The sequence below is a fragment of the Pseudomonas sp. SDO5591_S426 genome, assembly GCF_054070755.1.
The window spans coordinates 1-16,807 of the sequence record NZ_JBSVXD010000129.1 but is presented as its reverse complement, the minus strand read 5'-3'; the positions used below and the strand labels follow the sequence as shown (position 1 = coordinate 16,807).

General features: G+C 60.7%; 16 protein-coding genes. 10 read left to right on the top strand and 6 right to left on the bottom strand.

From position 1 onward, the window contains the following. A partial coding sequence (locus tag ACW9JC_RS21550; RefSeq protein WP_457457426.1) for a LysR substrate-binding domain-containing protein occupies positions 1 to 812 on the bottom strand: 812 nt, incomplete at its 3' end. 119 nt (positions 813 to 931) lie between these two features. Between ACW9JC_RS21550 and ACW9JC_RS21545 the strand changes: the two genes are divergently transcribed. Continuing rightward, a complete protein-coding gene (locus ACW9JC_RS21545) occupies positions 932 to 2,269 on the top strand; it encodes a 2-hydroxycarboxylate transporter family protein (protein WP_457457424.1) in 1,338 nt (445 codons plus the stop codon). A 139-nt stretch (positions 2,270 to 2,408) separates the two neighbouring features. On the opposite strand, the gene ACW9JC_RS21540 is transcribed toward ACW9JC_RS21545, so the two are convergent. Genes ACW9JC_RS21540 through ACW9JC_RS21530 form a run of 3 tightly spaced genes read right to left on the bottom strand, consistent with a single transcriptional unit; the run spans position 2,409 to position 4,898 of the window. Continuing rightward, the gene (locus tag ACW9JC_RS21540; RefSeq protein WP_457457422.1) at positions 2,409 to 3,041 is read right to left on the bottom strand and encodes a Vgb family protein; all 633 of its coding nucleotides are present in this window, start codon (positions 3,039 to 3,041) and stop codon (positions 2,409 to 2,411) included. A 36-nt stretch (positions 3,042 to 3,077) separates the two neighbouring features. After that, positions 3,078 to 4,298, bottom strand: a complete 1,221-nt coding sequence (locus ACW9JC_RS21535; protein WP_457457420.1) for a helix-turn-helix domain-containing protein — start codon at positions 4,296 to 4,298, stop codon at positions 3,078 to 3,080. A gap of 54 nt (positions 4,299 to 4,352) precedes the next feature. Further along, the gene (locus ACW9JC_RS21530; RefSeq protein ID WP_457457418.1) at positions 4,353 to 4,898 is read right to left on the bottom strand and encodes a MarR family winged helix-turn-helix transcriptional regulator; all 546 of its coding nucleotides are present in this window, start codon (positions 4,896 to 4,898) and stop codon (positions 4,353 to 4,355) included. A gap of 131 nt (positions 4,899 to 5,029) precedes the next feature. On the opposite strand from ACW9JC_RS21530, the gene ACW9JC_RS21525 reads away from it, so the two are divergent. From ACW9JC_RS21525 to ACW9JC_RS21515, 3 genes are read left to right on the top strand one after another with little or no spacing between them, the layout of a single operon-like run. Continuing rightward, positions 5,030 to 5,770 (top strand): hypothetical protein, encoded by a 741-nt coding sequence (locus tag ACW9JC_RS21525; RefSeq protein WP_457457416.1) that lies wholly within the window; start codon positions 5,030 to 5,032, stop codon positions 5,768 to 5,770. Further along, positions 5,770 to 6,030 (top strand): DUF2024 family protein, encoded by a 261-nt coding sequence (locus ACW9JC_RS21520; RefSeq protein WP_457457414.1) that lies wholly within the window; start codon positions 5,770 to 5,772, stop codon positions 6,028 to 6,030. Before ACW9JC_RS21525 ends, ACW9JC_RS21520 begins: the two co-directional genes overlap by 1 nt. A gap of 4 nt (positions 6,031 to 6,034) precedes the next feature. Further along, complete coding sequence (locus ACW9JC_RS21515) at positions 6,035 to 6,313, top strand: Rho-binding antiterminator (RefSeq protein WP_457457412.1); 279 nt, start codon at positions 6,035 to 6,037, stop codon at positions 6,311 to 6,313. A gap of 8 nt (positions 6,314 to 6,321) precedes the next feature. Here the strand turns inward: ACW9JC_RS21515 and ACW9JC_RS21510 are convergent, their stop codons facing one another. Further along, complete coding sequence (locus ACW9JC_RS21510) at positions 6,322 to 7,071, bottom strand: SDR family oxidoreductase (protein WP_457457410.1); 750 nt, start codon at positions 7,069 to 7,071, stop codon at positions 6,322 to 6,324. 100 nt (positions 7,072 to 7,171) lie between these two features. Between ACW9JC_RS21510 and ACW9JC_RS21505 the strand changes: the two genes are divergently transcribed. The 5 genes from ACW9JC_RS21505 (at position 7,172) to ACW9JC_RS21485 (ending at position 13,387) form a co-directional block, all read left to right on the top strand. Beyond that, the gene (locus ACW9JC_RS21505) at positions 7,172 to 8,092 is read left to right on the top strand and encodes a LysR family transcriptional regulator (RefSeq protein ID WP_457457408.1); all 921 of its coding nucleotides are present in this window, start codon (positions 7,172 to 7,174) and stop codon (positions 8,090 to 8,092) included. Between the two features lie 160 nt (positions 8,093 to 8,252). Further along, positions 8,253 to 9,224, top strand: coding sequence for an EamA family transporter (locus ACW9JC_RS21500; protein ID WP_457457406.1), 972 nt, complete (start codon positions 8,253 to 8,255; stop codon positions 9,222 to 9,224). A gap of 150 nt (positions 9,225 to 9,374) precedes the next feature. After that, entirely contained in the window at positions 9,375 to 9,881 is a 507-nt protein-coding gene (locus ACW9JC_RS21495; RefSeq protein WP_457457404.1) for a sigma-70 family RNA polymerase sigma factor, read from the top strand. Further along, a complete protein-coding gene (locus ACW9JC_RS21490) occupies positions 9,878 to 10,858 on the top strand; it encodes a FecR domain-containing protein (RefSeq protein ID WP_457457401.1) in 981 nt (326 codons plus the stop codon). The genes ACW9JC_RS21495 and ACW9JC_RS21490 overlap by 4 nt, the downstream gene beginning before the upstream one ends. Before the next feature lie 87 nt (positions 10,859 to 10,945). Next, positions 10,946 to 13,387: a TonB-dependent siderophore receptor gene (locus tag ACW9JC_RS21485; protein WP_457457399.1), complete on the top strand. Its 2,442-nt coding sequence runs from the start codon at positions 10,946 to 10,948 to the stop codon at positions 13,385 to 13,387. Between the two features lie 128 nt (positions 13,388 to 13,515). Here ACW9JC_RS21485 and ACW9JC_RS21480 read toward each other — a convergent pair whose 3' ends face one another. Then, complete coding sequence (locus ACW9JC_RS21480; protein WP_457457397.1) at positions 13,516 to 14,616, bottom strand: polyamine ABC transporter substrate-binding protein; 1,101 nt, start codon at positions 14,614 to 14,616, stop codon at positions 13,516 to 13,518. A 354-nt stretch (positions 14,617 to 14,970) separates the two neighbouring features. Here ACW9JC_RS21480 and ACW9JC_RS21475 point away from each other — a divergent pair, with 354 nt between their 5' ends. Continuing rightward, a complete protein-coding gene (locus ACW9JC_RS21475) occupies positions 14,971 to 16,680 on the top strand; it encodes an amidase (RefSeq protein WP_457457428.1) in 1,710 nt (569 codons plus the stop codon). The last annotated feature ends 127 nt before the right edge of the window (positions 16,681 to 16,807 follow it).

Sequence of the window (16,807 nt, the reverse complement as noted above, 5' to 3'; positions counted from 1 at the left end):
CTCTCGGTGTCGTCGTGCAACACCCGCACCAGCCGCCCTTGCTCCAGCATCGGCCTGACGTCCCACATCGAACGCAGCAGAATCCCGCCACCGCTCAACGCCCACTCCAGAACAATCTCGCCGCTGTTGGAAGACAACGGGCCACTGACGCGCACCGATTCCTCCTGCCCATCACGGGTCAGGTTCCACACGCCAAAAGCGTTGTTGCGTTCTTTCAGCACCAGACAATCATGGTCTTTCAAATCAGCCAGCGATTGCGGCGTGCCCCGCCGCGCCAGGTACTCCGGCGTTGCACACAGCACGCGTCGGTTGCTCACCAGTTTGCGGCCCAGATGCTGACCCGGCAGGTCATCGCCCACCCGAATTTCCAGATCGAAGCCTTCGCCGACGATATCCACCACGCGATCAAACACGTCCAGCCGAATCTCGAGTTTCGGGTAGGTCTGCGACAGTTTGCAGATCGCCGGCGCCACATGATTGCGGCCGAAACCGAAGCTGCTGCAAATGTGCAACGAGCCCATGGGCTGCTGGCGTGCTTCGGAAATCTCACCGACAAAATCGTCGAAGTCGCCCAGCAACTTCTCGGCCCACACCCGCACCCGCTCGCCATCATCGGTCAGTGCGATGCGTCGTGTAGTGCGGTGCAACAGTCTTGTCGACAGCGTGGTTTCCAATACGGAAATGCGTTTGCTGATGTAGGCCGGCGAGTAGCCAAGTTCTTCAGCAGCGCTGGCGAAGCCATTTTTGCGCACGACGGTGAGGAAAACCTTGAGGTCTTCGGGCAAGGGGAATTGATCACGATTCGTGTTCATACGCCACATACTTCCACTGTTTATCACGCGATTTGCGAAGGATACCATCGATCTCAACCCTGCGCGGTTAGCCGTAGTTCCCGAAGTCCTCGATAAAAACAACATGAGGAAATAGCGACATGAACAATCCCTATGAGCAGTCCCTGAAGATCGAAAGCCCCCATGAAGGCGGGCTCTTGCATCGCCTGCGCACCTACGAAGTCGGCGTCATCCCGCTGCCGGTTTTCCTCGGCATCGCCCTGATCGTTTACCTCTCTGCCCACTTGGGATTCCTGCCCAAGAACATGATTGGCGGCCTCGCCGTGATCATGACCATGGGCGTGTTTTTTGGCCAACTGGGCTCACGCCTGCCGATCCTTAAGGAAATCGGGGGCGGTGCCATTCTGTGCCTGATGCTGCCCTCGGTGCTGGTGTTCTACGGCTTCTTCGGACCCGCCACGATCGACGCGACCAAGATGCTGATGAAGGAAGCCAACTTCCTGTACTTCGTGATCGCCAGCCTGGTGGTCGGCAGCATTCTGGGGATGAGCCGCTTCATCCTGGTCCAGGGCATGTTGCGCATGTTCATACCGCTACTGGTGGGCACGCTCGCGGCGGTTGCCAGCGGTTTGATCGTGGGCAAACTGGTGGGCTACAGCGTCTACCACACGTTCTTTTTCATCATCGTGCCGATCATTGGTGGAGGTATCGGCGAAGGCATTCTGCCGTTGTCACTGGCCTACTCGGCGATCCTCGGCGGCACGCCGGATATCTATGTGGCGCAACTGGCACCCGCTGCCGTGGTCGGCAACATCGCTGCGATCATCTGCGCCGGCTTCCTGGCTCGCCTGGCGCTGAAACGCCCGAACATCAGCGGTGAAGGTTCACTGATTCGCGCCAAGTCCGAGAACGACAAATTCCAGGTCAAGGAAGACACCAGCTCCACGGTCGACTTCCGCGTCATGGGCGCCGGCGTGCTGGTGATCTGCGCGTTCTTTGTACTCGGCGGCCTGCTGGAAAAAGTCGTCGGCATTCCCGGCCCGGTCATGATGATCCTCGCGGCCGTGCTGTTTAAGTACCTGCGCGTCCTCCCGGAAAAACTCGAGAAAGGCACCCACACTTTCTACAAACTGGTGTCCTCGGCGTTCATCTGGCCGGTGATGATCGGCTTGGGCATGCTCTATGTGCCGCTGGACAGCGTCGTGAAAGTGTTTTCGCTGGGTTACGTGCTGGTCTGCGTATCGGTGGTGGTGTCGATGACCGTGGCAGGTTTTTTCATCGGTAACCTGATGAAGATGTACCCGATCGAATCGGCCATCGTCACCTGCTGCCACAGCGGCTTGGGCGGTACTGGCGACGTAGCGATCCTGTCGGCCTCGAACCGGATGTCGTTGATGCCGTTTGCGCAGATTTCAACGCGGATTGGTGGGGCCTCTACGGTGATTTTGGCGACGGTGTTGTTGGGGATTTTTGTTTGAAATAGAGGGGCGAAGCATCTCGAAAATCACTTGGCACGGAGTGAAGAAGTTCCGCGCCAAGTGACCCGTGCTGGCTGCATATTTAGAAGGGGATCGCCATGATTCGCTCGGGTTAAATATGGCGGACACTACTGGTGGGTTATGCAGGCCGACGCACCGCCCTCACCCGCCCGCTACTACCCCCGCCACAGAAAAACCGCTCGCCGCCGTCGTATTCAAGCCCCGAAACGCCAATACCGGCTGGCAGTTTGAGACTCTCCAGCACTTCGCCGGTTTGCGCGTCGATGCGGCGCAGTTCGTTCTCATCGCCCTCCCACGTGCCATGCCACAGCGAGCCTTCGACGAAGGTCACGCCCGTGACAAAGCGGTTCGATTCAATCGTTCGCAGGATCTTGCCGTTCTCCGGATCGATCTGGTGAATCTTCCGCTCGCGATACTGCCCCACCCACAACGAGCCTTCCGCCCATGTCATCCCCGAGTCGTTGCCTCCACCGGGGGCTGGAATGGTGGAGAGTACGCGTCCCGTCTGCGGGTCGATTTTCTGGATGCGGTCTTCGGCGATCTGGAACAGATGCTTGCCATCGAAGGCGGTGCCGGCATGGGCGGCGACATCGATGAAGCGCAATGTCTTTCCGCTTTCCGGGTCGAGGGCATTGAGTTTTTCGCCACTGGCAAACCACACCTGCTGACCGTCCCAAGTCAGGCCGTGCACAGTGTCGACACCTTCAAAAGGCCCATACTCACGGAGAATTTCAGCAGCTGACTGTTTCATCTTGGTGTTCCTCGAAAGGGGTTGGTGGCGTTCATCCTAACCACCGGGCAGCGGAACCGGGAGTAACAAGGTCGTCGCGAAACCGGGCACCGGCGGCGTCATCCAGCGCCGTGCCCGACCATGCCCGAACGACTGCACCTTGCCATTGGCTGCCAGCATTTCGAGCGCCCGTTGCACGCTGCGCTGGCTGTTACCCAGCGCCAGCGCAAGCGCCGAGCTTGACCACGACTCACCGTCACCGAGCATGGCAAACACCGAGGCAAATTTTTCTTCGACCGGTGGCGTCAGCAGCACAACGTCGGGTGAAACCTGCGTGACCAGCGCAAACCCGCGCTTGGTTGCGATCACGTTGGCCAAGGGTTTCAGCGCTGCGCGCAGTCGACCGATTTCCACCCTAAGCCTGGCGCGATGGGTCTCGTCGCTGAGCTTCAAACGAAAGGCCCTGGCGATGAGGGTTTCCCTCGGCACATCGACCGGCCAGGCTTCGGCCAGTGTTCGCACGAGGGTGAACAGGACCGGACGCTTCGACAGGGAAACCGACATGCCCGCACCACGCACGACATATCGACAGGCATCCACCACCAGCGACGTCGAGGCCAGCAACGCTTCCACTTCATCGAGCAACAAAGGTCGCGCTTCTCCACTGCTCATCAAGTGTGCGGCGGGACTATTGAGAGTTCGCACTGCGCTTTCGACTTCCGCTACCAGCGCGGGAATGCCGGATTGCGGCGCGGCAAGTTCGGCTCTGGCGAGGGCGGCACGCGCCGCTTGCGATTGCAGGTGACGCATGGCGATGCCGGCCGCCACCAGTTCATGGGTCGCGCGCAGTGGCGCAGGTAATGTGGCCGGGTCAAGTTGAGCGAGTTTTTCCTGCGCCTGATCGAGGTGCCCGATCAGCAACAGGCGGCGGATATCCAGATACAGCGCATGGGCGGCGTTCGCCCAATCGCCGTGAGCCTCCAGTGTGACCCGCGCCGCGTCGAGCGCTTTCACCGGCCAGCCGAGGTCTCGCGAAGCCAATGCGATCTCCGCTTCGGCGACGATGCAGCGCGCCCGGGCGACTGTCTCTTTCGGCCCAAACGCCCGCGCCGCGCGACGGACCAACGTCTTGGCCCGCACCAGATCACCCAGTTGCGCCATGGCGATCCCGCGCAACGCCAGCGCCGGTGCATCGTCACGCAAGGCGACCCGGTCCAGCGCGCCCAGCGGATCACCGGCCGCCAGCGCCTGGGCGGCGGCGGTGATCAGCGAGTCCATCGTAGTCCTGCCATGGGATCACTCCCTCGTTGGATAGTCGCTGTTGAGTCTATCTCAGGGAATCTGATGCTCCCGACAAATCAGCTCCACTTCCCTGGTTTCCAGGGGTTCTTGAGTCAATCCGCAAAAAGCTCCCCCCGCCACTGTCCGGTGAAACCGGCAGGTTCGGCACAGCCCGAAACTCGGCACGTTTTCCCCTTGCTGAATATTGCGCAACAACTCCAGCAACAAGCCTTCCAGATCGACCGCGCGTGCGCCCATGCGCTGGGCGGCATTGACCAGAAAGTCCGGTGGCGTCACGGCGTCCAGCAACGCCTGGGCGGGAGGGGTCAGTTTCAGATGCACGCTGCGTTTATCCCGGGCGTCCGGCTGTTTGGTCAGCAGTCCTTTGCTTTCCAGCGCCTTGAGCGATTGCGACACCGTGCCTTTGGTCAGCCCCAGATATTCGGTCACCGCCAAGGGTGTGTCGGAGTAGCGATTGCAGCGGCCCAGGTACATCAAGGCACTGAGCTGAATCGGCTGCAGGTCCGTCAGCATCGGGTGCTCGCGAAACCAGACCCGGGTCAGGCTCGACAACCTTTCCAGCAAATCAAAAAGCACGTGGGAAATTCCTGATCAAAAACGTTGATAAATAGTATCGGATAAAAACTTTATTGACAAAACTTCGGTCTGTCGTAGGATTTGTAGTGTCGATCCGAAACTGTAAATTCATTTTTGTAAGGGAGGCATACATGAAAACCGCACTGGCACTCACCCTTGGCACTTTGCTGGCAACGCAGGCCCTGGCCCATGACTCGCAAGGCATTCAAAGCGATAAAGGCAAAGCCGACGCCGCGTTCGATCTGGTCAATACCCGCGTCTTCAAGGAAGGCAACAACCTGGTGTTCGAGCAACTGGTCGACGGCAAGGCCGGCAGTCGTGTGCCGACCGCCAAAGGCTCATTCGCCGGTGCCGAGGTGTTCAGCTATGTCTGGCCAACCAGCCTCGACAGTTCCGCCGTCGGGTTTGACGCGAAGTCCGGCATCCTCGCCCTCGCGCTGACCTCGCACCCGGACTTCGATGACACCCCACAACTGGATGAAAACAAGGACGGCAAAAAGGATAACGACGGCGGCCTCTGGCACTCCCACTGGGTAGTGCTGACCAAGGACGAAAGCTGCGGGCCTGGCGGTTTGAAAGTCCGCGACATTCCCAAGGACGCCCAGCCGAAGTTGCCGGCGACCTGGCCAGGCGCGCCGATTTACATCGACTCCCCCGGATACGACCTGAGCGTCGAGAAAAACGCCGCGAAGATCCGTGTGCCGCTGGCGGCGGTCGGTTTCCCCGAAAGCTTCAACTACGACGGTGTCACCGCCGCACTGAAGGTCAACGCCGACCTGCACAACCCGTTGCTGTGCGTCAGCAGCGTCTATGACATTGCCTCGGGCGACCTGTCGCTGCCGGGCACCTGGAAACTGAAGGAGAGAAAATGATGAGCATCAAAGTCTTCGATACCCACGTGCGCACCAAAGATGGCCGTTATCTGCATTTCGACGTGCTGATCGAAAACAACGACCCTGTACTGGCGAAGTCGTATGCACGTCGCTTCCTTGATGAACAAGGCATTCAGGACGAAAATATTGCCCAGGACCGCTGCCAGTTCTGCCACGTTGAACCGGGTAATCCGCAAGTGGCTGCGGCCATCAGTCAGCAAGGCTACTTCATCCTAAAACTGCAAGGTTGCCAGGAGTAACGCCATGAACACCTACCAGCCCATGAACTGCGACCTGTACGACTATCTTGAGATCGCCTGCATGCGCGGTTATCGACTGGATATCGAACTGAAGGACGGCGCTCGTCTGGAGGCCAAGGCGCTGACCACGCGGACCTCCGCCGACAAGGAAGAATTCCTCAGCCTTGAAACGGCTGATGGCGAGCAGGAGATCCGTCTGGATCAACTGCTGGCCATCACGCCGCTGGACGCCAATGCGCAGTTCGGCCGGGTGCTGTTCACCGATGCAGTCTGCACGTTCTGAGGCTGGGATCAGACCAGCGACATGCCGCCGTCCACGTGCAATTCGATGCCGTTGACGAATGAACTGTCGCTGGATGCCAGGTACAGCGCCGCTTGCGCCAGTTCATCGGCCTCGCCCAGTCGACCGGCAGGAATCATGTCCGCCATCATTTGCTCAAAGCCGGGGCGATCTGCTTCTGAAACGCCGAGTTTGCCGATGATTGCGGTATCCACCGGGCCGGGGCTCAGTACGTTGACGCGTATGCGTCGCGCGCGCAGTTCCAGCGCCCAATTGCGCGCAAATGCGGCGATGGCCGCTTTTGAGCCGGCATACACCGCATGCCCGTCAAGCACTTTGGTCGCGGCCAGGGAGCTGGTCAAAATGATGCTGGCGCCATCGCGCAGTAACGGGATGACCGACTGCACGCCGAAGAACGCACCACGGGTGTTGATGTTGAATTGCGCGTCGAACTCCTCTGGCGTCACTTGATGTGAGGGCGTCAGTGTGATGACCCCGGCATTCGCCATGTAGATGTCCAACGCACCGAAACGCTCCCGAACTTGCTCGGCAACCTCGGCATGATGCTCAAGGCTGGCGACATCGCCCTTGATGCCAATCGCGCCGTGGCCGATGTGGCGCACGGCTTCGTCCAGCACTTCTTGCCGACGCGCCGTGATAATCACCTGCGCACCCTCTTTGGCGAACAGGCACGCCGAGGCCAGGCCAATGCCGCTGTTGCCGCCGGTGATCACCGCGACCTTTCCTTGAAGACGTTGCATTTGCTGACTCCGCTTGTTGAAGGAGCGCAGTATTATGTCGCGCGCCCCAGCGCCAACCAGTCCAGAAAAAGGCACATCTGTTGTGCTTCGGAGTCACAAGATGCCCAGCCTGTTGAACCAGTCAGCCAGCCTGATTGCCTTCGTCCGCGCGGTGGAAGCCGGGTCGTTCAGTGCCGCGGCGCGCAATGCCGGGACCACGCCTTCGGCGATTTCCAAAAGCATCGCCCGGCTCGAAACGGAGCTGAATGCCAAGCTGTTTCGCCGCTCCACGCGGATGCTCAGCCTCACGCCCGAGGGGCAGGCATTTTTCGAGCGTGTCGCGCCGCTGCTGCAGGCCATCGATGACTCGGCCGATGCGCTGCGCCACACCGGCGGCGCGCGCGGTCACCTGCGGGTCAGCATGCCCAGCGACCTCGGGCGATTGCTGATGCCGAGGATTCATTCGGTGTTCCTCACCGATCACCCGGATCTGGAACTGGACCTGACCCTGGTCGATCACCACGTGGACCTGATTCGTGAAGGCTATGACGTGATTTTCCGCGGCGGCACCCTCACCGACAGCGACTTGAAAAGCCGCACCCTCGCGCAACTCGATATGGCATTGGTCGCATCCCCAGCGTTTCTGGGCGAATGGGGAACCCCGAATACAATCGAGGAACTGCGCGCTCTGCCCTTCGCGCGCTATCAACTGAAGGGGCGAACCCTGCCCATCGTCTTTGCCGATGGTGAAACCCTGGTGCCCCGTGGACGCATCGGCCTGGACTCGGGATTCGGCCTGCGTGCCGCCGCGCTTGGCGACATGGGTGTTGCCTACCTGATGAAATGCACGGTGCAACACGACCTGGATTCAGGGGCGTTGGTGCAGGTGCTGGCCGATCATCCGCTGCCTTCGCTGGCGATTCATTCGCTGCATGCCTTTGGCGCGCTGACGCCTATCCGGATCAAGCTGTTTGCGGATTTTGTGCAGCAGGAGTTGTATCGCCTGGGTGGGCAATTCACGCCAAGTCATACGATCTCTTAACGTATCTTCATCGAGTACCGCTTGCCACAAGCCCTTAAATGAAGCCTTCAACCTTGTCCATCCCCGCCAAATGCGCTAAAACCCTACCTAGTTGTACGACAACATAATAAAAACTCACCGCCATGCTTTAGGGTGGCGCACTTGGATTTGAGACTCTGCCATGACCCAACCGACCTCTCGGCAAGAAGCGCCCGCGCCCTTCCCTCGCCACCTCGCCGTACTGATTTTGTTGTGCATGGGCTGCGCCTTCGCCGGCAACCATGTGGCGGCGCGAGTGGCTTTCGATGACGGCGCCGGCGTATTGCTGGCGATTCTGATGCGTTCGGGCGGGACGTTATTGGTATTGGCCGCGTTGGTCCTTTGGCAACGCCAGTCTCTGCGCTTGCCGTCGGGCGCCTGGCGTTGGCAGTTGCTGTTGGGCTTGCTGATCGCCACCCAAAGTCTGTGCCTGTACTCGGCTGTCGCTCGAGTGCCGGTGGCGCTGGCGCTGCTGGTGGCCAACGTGTTCCCCATCCTGCTGGCGTTGCTCACCTGGGCACTGGGCGGCGCGCGACCAACTGCACGCACTGCCGCATTGATGGGCCTGATCCTGCTGGGGCTGGTATTTGTGCTGGACGTCCCGGGCCGCCTCGCGGACAACGCCAGCGTCGGACCGCAGTGGTGGCTGGGCGTGACCCTGGCCTTCTGCGCCGCCAGCGTGTTTGCCTGTGCGCTGTGGATTACCGATCACAAACTGTCCGAGGTACGCGGCTCGGTCCGCAGCTTGCTGACGATCTTCATCGTGTTCAGCAGCATCAACCTCGCCGGCATGACCGGTGCCCTGCCCGGCGGCTTGAACCTGCCAGCAACCCAAACCGGCTGGCTGGCACTGGCGACGCTGGTCGTGCTGTACGGCACCGGTTTTATCGTGCTGTTCATTTCCGTGCCGCGCCTGGACATGCCGCGCAACGCCCCGGTGATGAACATCGAACCGCTGGCCACGCTGCTGATGGGCTGGCTCGTGCTCGACCAGATGCTCAGCGCCGGTCAGGTAATGGGAGGTGTGATCGTGGTGACCGGTATCGTGCTGCTGACTTATCGCAAGGCAAACACCTCCTCCAGCGTAAAACGCCGTGTCGCGCAACGTAGCTGAATCGAGTCAAATCTCGCCTGCAGAAAGCCCGCCGAGCCATCACTGGCTCAGCGGGCTTTTTACTATTTCAGCGAAACCAGACATTGCCGTGAGTCCGTTGACAAAGGTAGCATTGAGAACGACTCTCACTAACATCTGGAAAGACAACCGGTGCAACCTCCCTCGACCAGTAAGCTGAGTTTCTTTTTCAGCGATCACCACCGTTGGCTGCTGCAGCATATCCAGCGACGGCTGCGCAATCACGCGGATGCCGAGGACACTGCCGCCGATACGTTTTGCCAGATGCTGATAGCCCGGGTCGATCCCGACAGCATCGAACAACCTCGAGCTTACCTCTCGACCATCGCCCGTCGGCTCATCTTCGACCGGCATCGTCGGCGCAAACTGGAGTTGGCGTATCTGGAACGCCTGTCGACGTTGCCCGAAATGGTGGCGCCTTCGCCGGAAGAGCAGTTGCAACTGATCGAAGCGCTGGTGGCCATTGATCGGGCACTGGATGGTTTGCCGATGGTGATCAAGGCGACCTTCCTCTACAGCCAACTGGACGGCATGAGTTACGTGGCCATCGCCAGCAAACTGGGCCTGTCGGAACGCACGGTCAGCCGCTACATGAAACAAGCGTTGCGCCAGTGCTATCTGAGCGAGATGGCGCCATGAGCACGCCGCGCCTGGACCCTGTCAGCGAGCAGGCCATCGACTGGATGGTGCGTCTGCGCGCCGGTACGCCCACCGCCGCGATGCAGGAACGTTTCAATGCCTGGTTGGCCATGGACCCTGCGCACGCACAGGCCTGGGCACGCTTGCAGGAACGCCTCGGTGGTTCGTTCAACACGGTTCGTGCCCTCGATCGACGCTTGCCGGGCCAGAGCGAGCACGCCCGCCAGATTCTCTTGCAGCCTCAAGCTTCGCGGCGTGATGCGCTGCGGGTGATCGCCGGTCTCGGTCTGCTGGGTGGCGGTTTGTGGATTGGTGCGCGCAGCCCGCTGGGCGACTCGTTGCTTGCCGATCTGCACACCGGGCGCGGGCAACGGGAGAATTTCAATCTGGCCGACGGCAGCCGCCTGAGCCTGAATGCCGACAGCGCGGTGGATCTGCATTTCGACGACCAGCAAAGGCTGGTCATCCTGCGTCGCGGTGAACTGATCATTCAGGTGACGCCCGATCCCCGACGCCCCCTGCGCGTGCGCACCGCCCAGGGCGAAGCGCGCGCATTGGGTACGCGTTTCCTGGTGTCCCAGGAGCAAGACGCCAGTCGCGTGGTGGTGCTGGAACATTCCGTCGAGGCCAGGCTCTTTGACGGCACTCAACGTGTCCTGCAGGAGGGCGAATCGGCCCTGCTCTACGCGCGGCACATCGAGCCAGTCAGCGGCGATCAGCAACATCGCGCCGACTGGCTCAGCGGCCGTCTCAATGTGCTGGACGAGCCGCTGGAAAATGTCGTGCAAGCCTTGCGTCCCTACAGCCGCGGTTTTGTCCGTGTATCCCCTGAAGTTCGCGACTTGCGAGTCCAGGGCGTATTTCCCCTCAATGACCCCGCCCGGACTTTCGCGGCGCTGGCGGAAACCCTGCCGATCCGGGTCGACCACTACAGTCCGTGGCTGACGTTGATCCGGGCAAAAACACCCAAACAATAATTTTTTTTGAAAATGACTCTTATTTGTGTCCGGTTTTCATTTCTCATCCCACCTATCTCCTGACACTTACACCTTCAGGAGAATGCTGTGTTCAACCCGTGGTCCCACTCGCTTTCCGTCGCCGTTGCCCTGGCAACCCTGGCCGGCCCTGCCCTGGCGCAGGCGCAAACCCTGCCCTTCAACCTGCCCGCCGGCCCACTCGCCAGTACGCTGAATGCCATCGCCAGCCAGAGCGGGCACATCGTCTCGCTGGAGCCTTCGCTGGTGCAGGGCAAACAGGCACCAGCGGTCATCGGCCAGTTGTCCCCTGAAGAAGCCATGCAAAAGGCGCTGAGCGGCAGCGGCCTGCAACTGCGAGTGACCGAACAGGGCAACTTCAGCGTCGAGCCGGCCACGACCAACACCGCTGCGCTGCAACTGGGCGCGACCAACATCATCGAAAACAGCGCCGACGCCACCACCGAAGGCTCGGGTTCCTACGCGGCCAAAGCGGTGACCATCGGCAAGGGCACCCATACCCTCAAGGAAATTCCGCAGTCGGTCACCGTCATGACCCGCAAACAGATGGACGACCAGAACCTGGTCGATCTCAAGGATGCGGTCAACCAGACCACCGGCCTGGTCGGCGTTCAGGGCGTTGGCAAAGGCCTGATCGTGACCTCGCGTGGCTTCCAGATCGATGACTGGCAGTACGACGGTGTGCCGATCCCACGCAACACCTATGCGCTGGGTAACTGGGCCACACAGGACCTGATTTTCTTTGATCGCATGGAAGTGCTGCGCGGTGCGTCCGGCCTGCTTCAAGGCACCGGAAGCCCCGGCGGCGCGATCAACCTGGTACGCAAACGCGGCCAGAACGCCCCGACCGTGACCGTCACCGGCAAGGCCGGTTCCTGGGATCACTACGGCCTGCAAGTGGATGCCGGTGGCCCGCTGAACCAGACCGGCACCGTGCGTGGCCGCTTCGTTGCCGACGAGGACCAGAGCCAATCCTTCATCGACTACGAATGGAGCAAGACCCACTCGTTGTACGGAGCACTGGACATCGATCTTCGTGAAGACACCACCCTGGGCCTGGCGGTCAGTCAATCCAACGGCGAATCGCGCCCGATGATCCGCGGTCTGCCTCGCTATGCCGACGGTTCGCCAGTGGATGTGTCGCGTTCAACTTACACCGGCGCACGCTGGAACCATTCGGACATCGATGTCACCACGGTCTATGCCGATCTCGAACACCGCTTCAACGACGACTGGGCTTTCAAGGTCGGCGCCGTGCGCATGACCGAAGACAACAAGGCAAAAAACCAGCGCGTGCAAAGTGCCGGCGATGGCCTGGAAGCCGATGGCAGCGGCGTGCAATACGCCGACTTCGTGACTGACTTCGATTCGACCAAGCTTGGCCTGGACATGAACCTCGTCGGCCACTTCGACGCCTTATCCATGCAGCATGAAGTGATGCTGGGCGGTAACTATTCCAAATACACCTCGGACGACCGCTTCGCCCGGACCTTCAACAACAGCAATGACACGATCTTCGGCATCAACCACAACCGCCCGGAAATCAGCTACGACAGTTTGATCAATACCGCCGGTGGTCGTGGTACGCCGAGTAAATACGATATCCGCCAAAAAGGCCTGTACGGCAGTTGGCGAGTCAAGCCGATCGAGCCGTTGACTCTGGTGCTCGGCTCGCGGGTAAGCTGGTACGACTACAGTTACAAGTCATGGACCCAGGCCGCGTTCAGCGACATTGCCACCGCCAATCCGAAAAGCACCGCCAACGAAACCGGAGAAGTCACGCCCTACGCCGGGATCGTATACGACCTGAACCGTGAGTGGGCGGTGTATGCCAGCTACACCGACGTGTTCGAACCACAAACAGTGCGCGACTCGAGCGGCTCGGTGCTCAAACCGGTGATCGGCAGCAACTACGAAATCGGCCTCAAGGGTGAGCTGATGGATGGCCGGGTCAACACGTCCCTGGCGGTGTTCCGTTACGACCAGGAGAACCGCGCGGTCAACGACCTGGCTTCGGGTTTTGCCTGCGACGGTTCGTACTGCTCGACGGCCTCGGGCAAGGTTCGCAGCCAGGGGATCGATGCTGAAATCAGCGGCGAAGTGCTCACCGGTCTGCAACTGTTCGCCGGCTACACCTACAACACCACCAAGTACCTGGATGACCCGGTCAACGAAGGCAAAGTCTTCAGCACCTGGACGCCCAAGCACATGCTGCGGGTCTGGAGCGATTACCAGTTCAGCGGCGACTGGAGTCGCGTCAGCACCGGCTTGGGCTTCACCACTCAAAGCCATACGCTGGGTTACGAGCACACCTTCGAGGTACCGGGTTACACCGTGTGGAATGCGCGGGTCGGCTACCAGCTCACGCCGGAAATCGGCCTGGCACTGAACGCCAACAACCTGTTCGACAAGCATTACTACACGGCGGGATACAACCAGCTCGACGGCAACAACAACTTCGGCGACCCGCGCAATTTGATGTTCAGCGTGAAGTACACGCCGGAGTTTTGAGGCTAAACACAAATCCCCCTGTAGGAGCGAGCCTGCTCGCGATAGCGGTCTGTCATTCAAATCATCATTGAATGCCAGGCCCTCATCGCGAGCAGGCTGCTCCTACAGGAGATCGGTGTTCTCAGGTCTTACTTGTCCGACTTGATCGCCGTCCACACCCGCGTCCGCACCCGCTCAAGCTTCTGTGGCAACGGCTGCACGACATAAAGGGTTGCCAGTGCCTCGCTGGTCGGCGTCAGGTTGGGGTTGCCGGTGATGTCCTTGTTGATCAACGACAGCGAGTCCTTGTTGGCATTCGGATAGCCGAGGAAGTCGCTGATCGGCGCGATCACTTTCGGGTCCATCAAGTTGTTGAGGAACTCGTTGGCCTCTTCGACGTTCTTCGCGCTTTTCGGAATGGCGAAGGTGTCGAACCAGATCGGCGCGCCCTCCTTCGGCAAGCGCCAATCCACCACCACGCCGTTGCCCGCCTCCTTGGCGCGGTTGCCGAACTGGTAGAAGCTGCCGGAGTAACCGATGGCCACGCAGATGTCGCCGTTGGCGATGTCGGTCATGTACTTGGCGGAGTTGAAGTAGGTGACATAAGGCCGGATCTTCAGCATCAATGCCTTGGCTTTTTCGTAGTCATCCGGGTTCTGGCTGTTCGGGTCCAGCCCCAGGTAATGCAGGGCCAGCGGCAGGATTTCCGAAGGCGAGTCGAGCATCGCTACGCCGCAAGACTTGAGCTTCTCCATGTTCTCGGGCTTGAACACCAGGTCCCAACTGTCCACCGGTGCATTCTCGCCGAGCGCTGCCTTGACCTTCGCCGGGTTGAAACCGATCAGCACGGTGCCGTACATGTAAGGCACGCCGTACTGGTTGCCGGGGTCGTTGGCGTCGAGCAGCTTGAGCAGCGCCGGGTCCTGATGCTTCCAGTTAGGCAGCTTGGACTTGTCGAGTTTCTGGAACACACCGGCCTTGATCTGGGTTTGGATGAACTGATTCGATGGCACCACCAGGTCGTAACCCGAGTTGCCGGTCAGCAGCTTGGCTTCCAGCGACTCATTGGTGTCGAAGGTGTCCCAGGTCACTTTGATGCCGGTTTGCGTGGCGAAGTCCTTGGGTACGGACGGCAGGATGTAGTCCGCCCAGTTGTAGACCCTCAACTCGCGCTGTTCGGCGTGCACCGCGCTGGCCAGCAGCGTCAGCCCACAAACCGTGGCGCCCAGAATGCGTTTCATAGTGTCCATGGATCAGTTCCCCAATGTCAGCTCGTTGGTTTTTTTAGTGTCTGTACACGGCAGTGGCCCTGGAAACGGCCAGGGGCAAGGAAGCAAAGATCTGGTTTTGGATTCGGTCGGTGCTGATGAATCAGCAATCCGGTTTCGATTCTTGCTGACAGGCTAGACGGTTCCCAGCGTGTGATCGGCCAAAAGGGGATCGATATGGCCATTATCCGTGTCCGGATGTATCGGCAAGGGCGGCGCCCTGCCCCGCCTTAGTGCAAAATATGCAGCCAAGGTTGAAATCCGGATTCCGTCGCGCAAGGCTGTGCAACGAGTTCCGTTATGAAATCCATTTTTGAGAGAGCCGGTGGTAACCGCATGATTGAAGTCACCGAAGTTTCCATTGCCCAACTGCGCGCTGCGCTCGAATCCGGCCAGACCACATCGGTAGAGCTGGTCCAGGCCTACCTCGCGCGGATCGACGCCTACGACGGCGCCGACACCCCGACCGCCTTGAATGCAGTGGTGGTGCGCAACCCGGATGCGCTCAAGGAAGCGCAAGCCTGCGATGCCCGTCGGGCCAAGGGCGAGACGCTGGGTCCGCTCGATGGCATCCCCTACACGGCCAAGGACAGTTACCTGGTCAAGGGCCTGACCGCCGCTTCGGGCAGTCCCGCTTTCAAAGACCTGATTGCCTACCGCGATGCATTCACCATCGAACGGCTGCGTGGTGCCGGCGCCATTTGCCTGGGCAAGACCAATATGCCGCCCATGGCCAACGGCGGCATGCAGCGCGGGGTCTACGGCCGTGCCGAGAGCCCGTACAATGCCGGTTACCTCACCGCGCCGTTCGCCTCGGGTTCATCCAACGGTGCAGGAACGGCCACCGCGGCCAGTTTCGCAGCGTTCGGTCTGGCCGAGGAAACCTGGTCGAGCGGTCGCGGCCCGGCGTCGAACAACGGTTTGTGCGCCTACACGCCTTCGCGCGGGGTGATCTCGGTGCGCGGCAACTGGCCGCTGACGCCGACCATGGACGTGGTCGTGCCGTTTGCCCGAACCATGGCCGACCTGCTCGAAGTGCTGGATGTGGTGGTCGCGGAGGATGCCGATACGCGAGGCGACCTGTGGCGCCTGCAACCTTGGGTGCCGATTCCGAGCGTCGCCTCGGTGCGCCCCGCTTCCTATTTAGAGCTGGCGGCAAAACCCGATGCCCTGGCCGGTAAACGCCTCGGCGTGCCGCGCATGTACATCAACGCCGACGCCGACGCGGGCACCTCGGATGCACCAGGTATCGGTGGCCCGACGGGGCAACGCATCAACACGCGTCCCTCGGTGATCGACCTTTGGAAACAAGCGCGCAAGGCTCTCGAAGCCGCCGGTGCCGAAGTGGTCGAAGTGGATTTCCCGCTGGTTTCCAATTGCGAGGGCGATCGTCCCGGTGCGCCAACCGTGTTCAATCGCGGAATCGTCTCCAAGGAATTCCTCCATCACGAATTGTGGGATCTGACGGCGTGGGCGTTCGATGATTTCCTGCAGGCCAACGGCGATCCGAAACTGAACCGTCTGGTCGATGTCGACGGCCCGCTGATTTTCCCTCACGACCCGGGCACGCTGCCCAACCGCGAAGGCGATCTGGCTGCCGGCATGGACGAGTACGTGAAGATGGCCGAGCGCGGCATCACGCCGTGTGACCAGATCAGCACGGTGCCTGATGGTCTGCGTGGGCTTGAGCAAACGCGCAAGCTCGATCTGGAAGACTGGATGGATCGACTGGGCCTGGACGCGGTGCTGTTCCCGACCGTCGCCGACGTTGGCCCGGCGGATGCCGATGTCAATCCGGCGTCTGCGGACATTGCCTGGAGCAATGGGGTCTGGGTGGCCAACGGCAACCTCGCCATCCGCCACCTGGGCGTGCCCACGGTCACGGTGCCAATGGGCGTCATGGCGGACATCGGCATGCCGGTCGGCCTGACCTTCGCCGGCCGCGCCTATGACGACTCGGCGCTGCTGCGTTTTGCGGCGGCGTTCGAGGCGACGGGGAGCAAGCGATTGATTCCGCCGCGTACTCCGCCGTTGGCTGGCAACTGATAGCGGTGACTGTCACCCGACATTGATGTTGGATGTGCTGGCGTCATCGCGAGCAAGCTCGGCTCCTACAGGGTTATGCAGTCAGCACAGCATTTTCGGTCGGCACAAAACCACTGTGGGAGCGGGC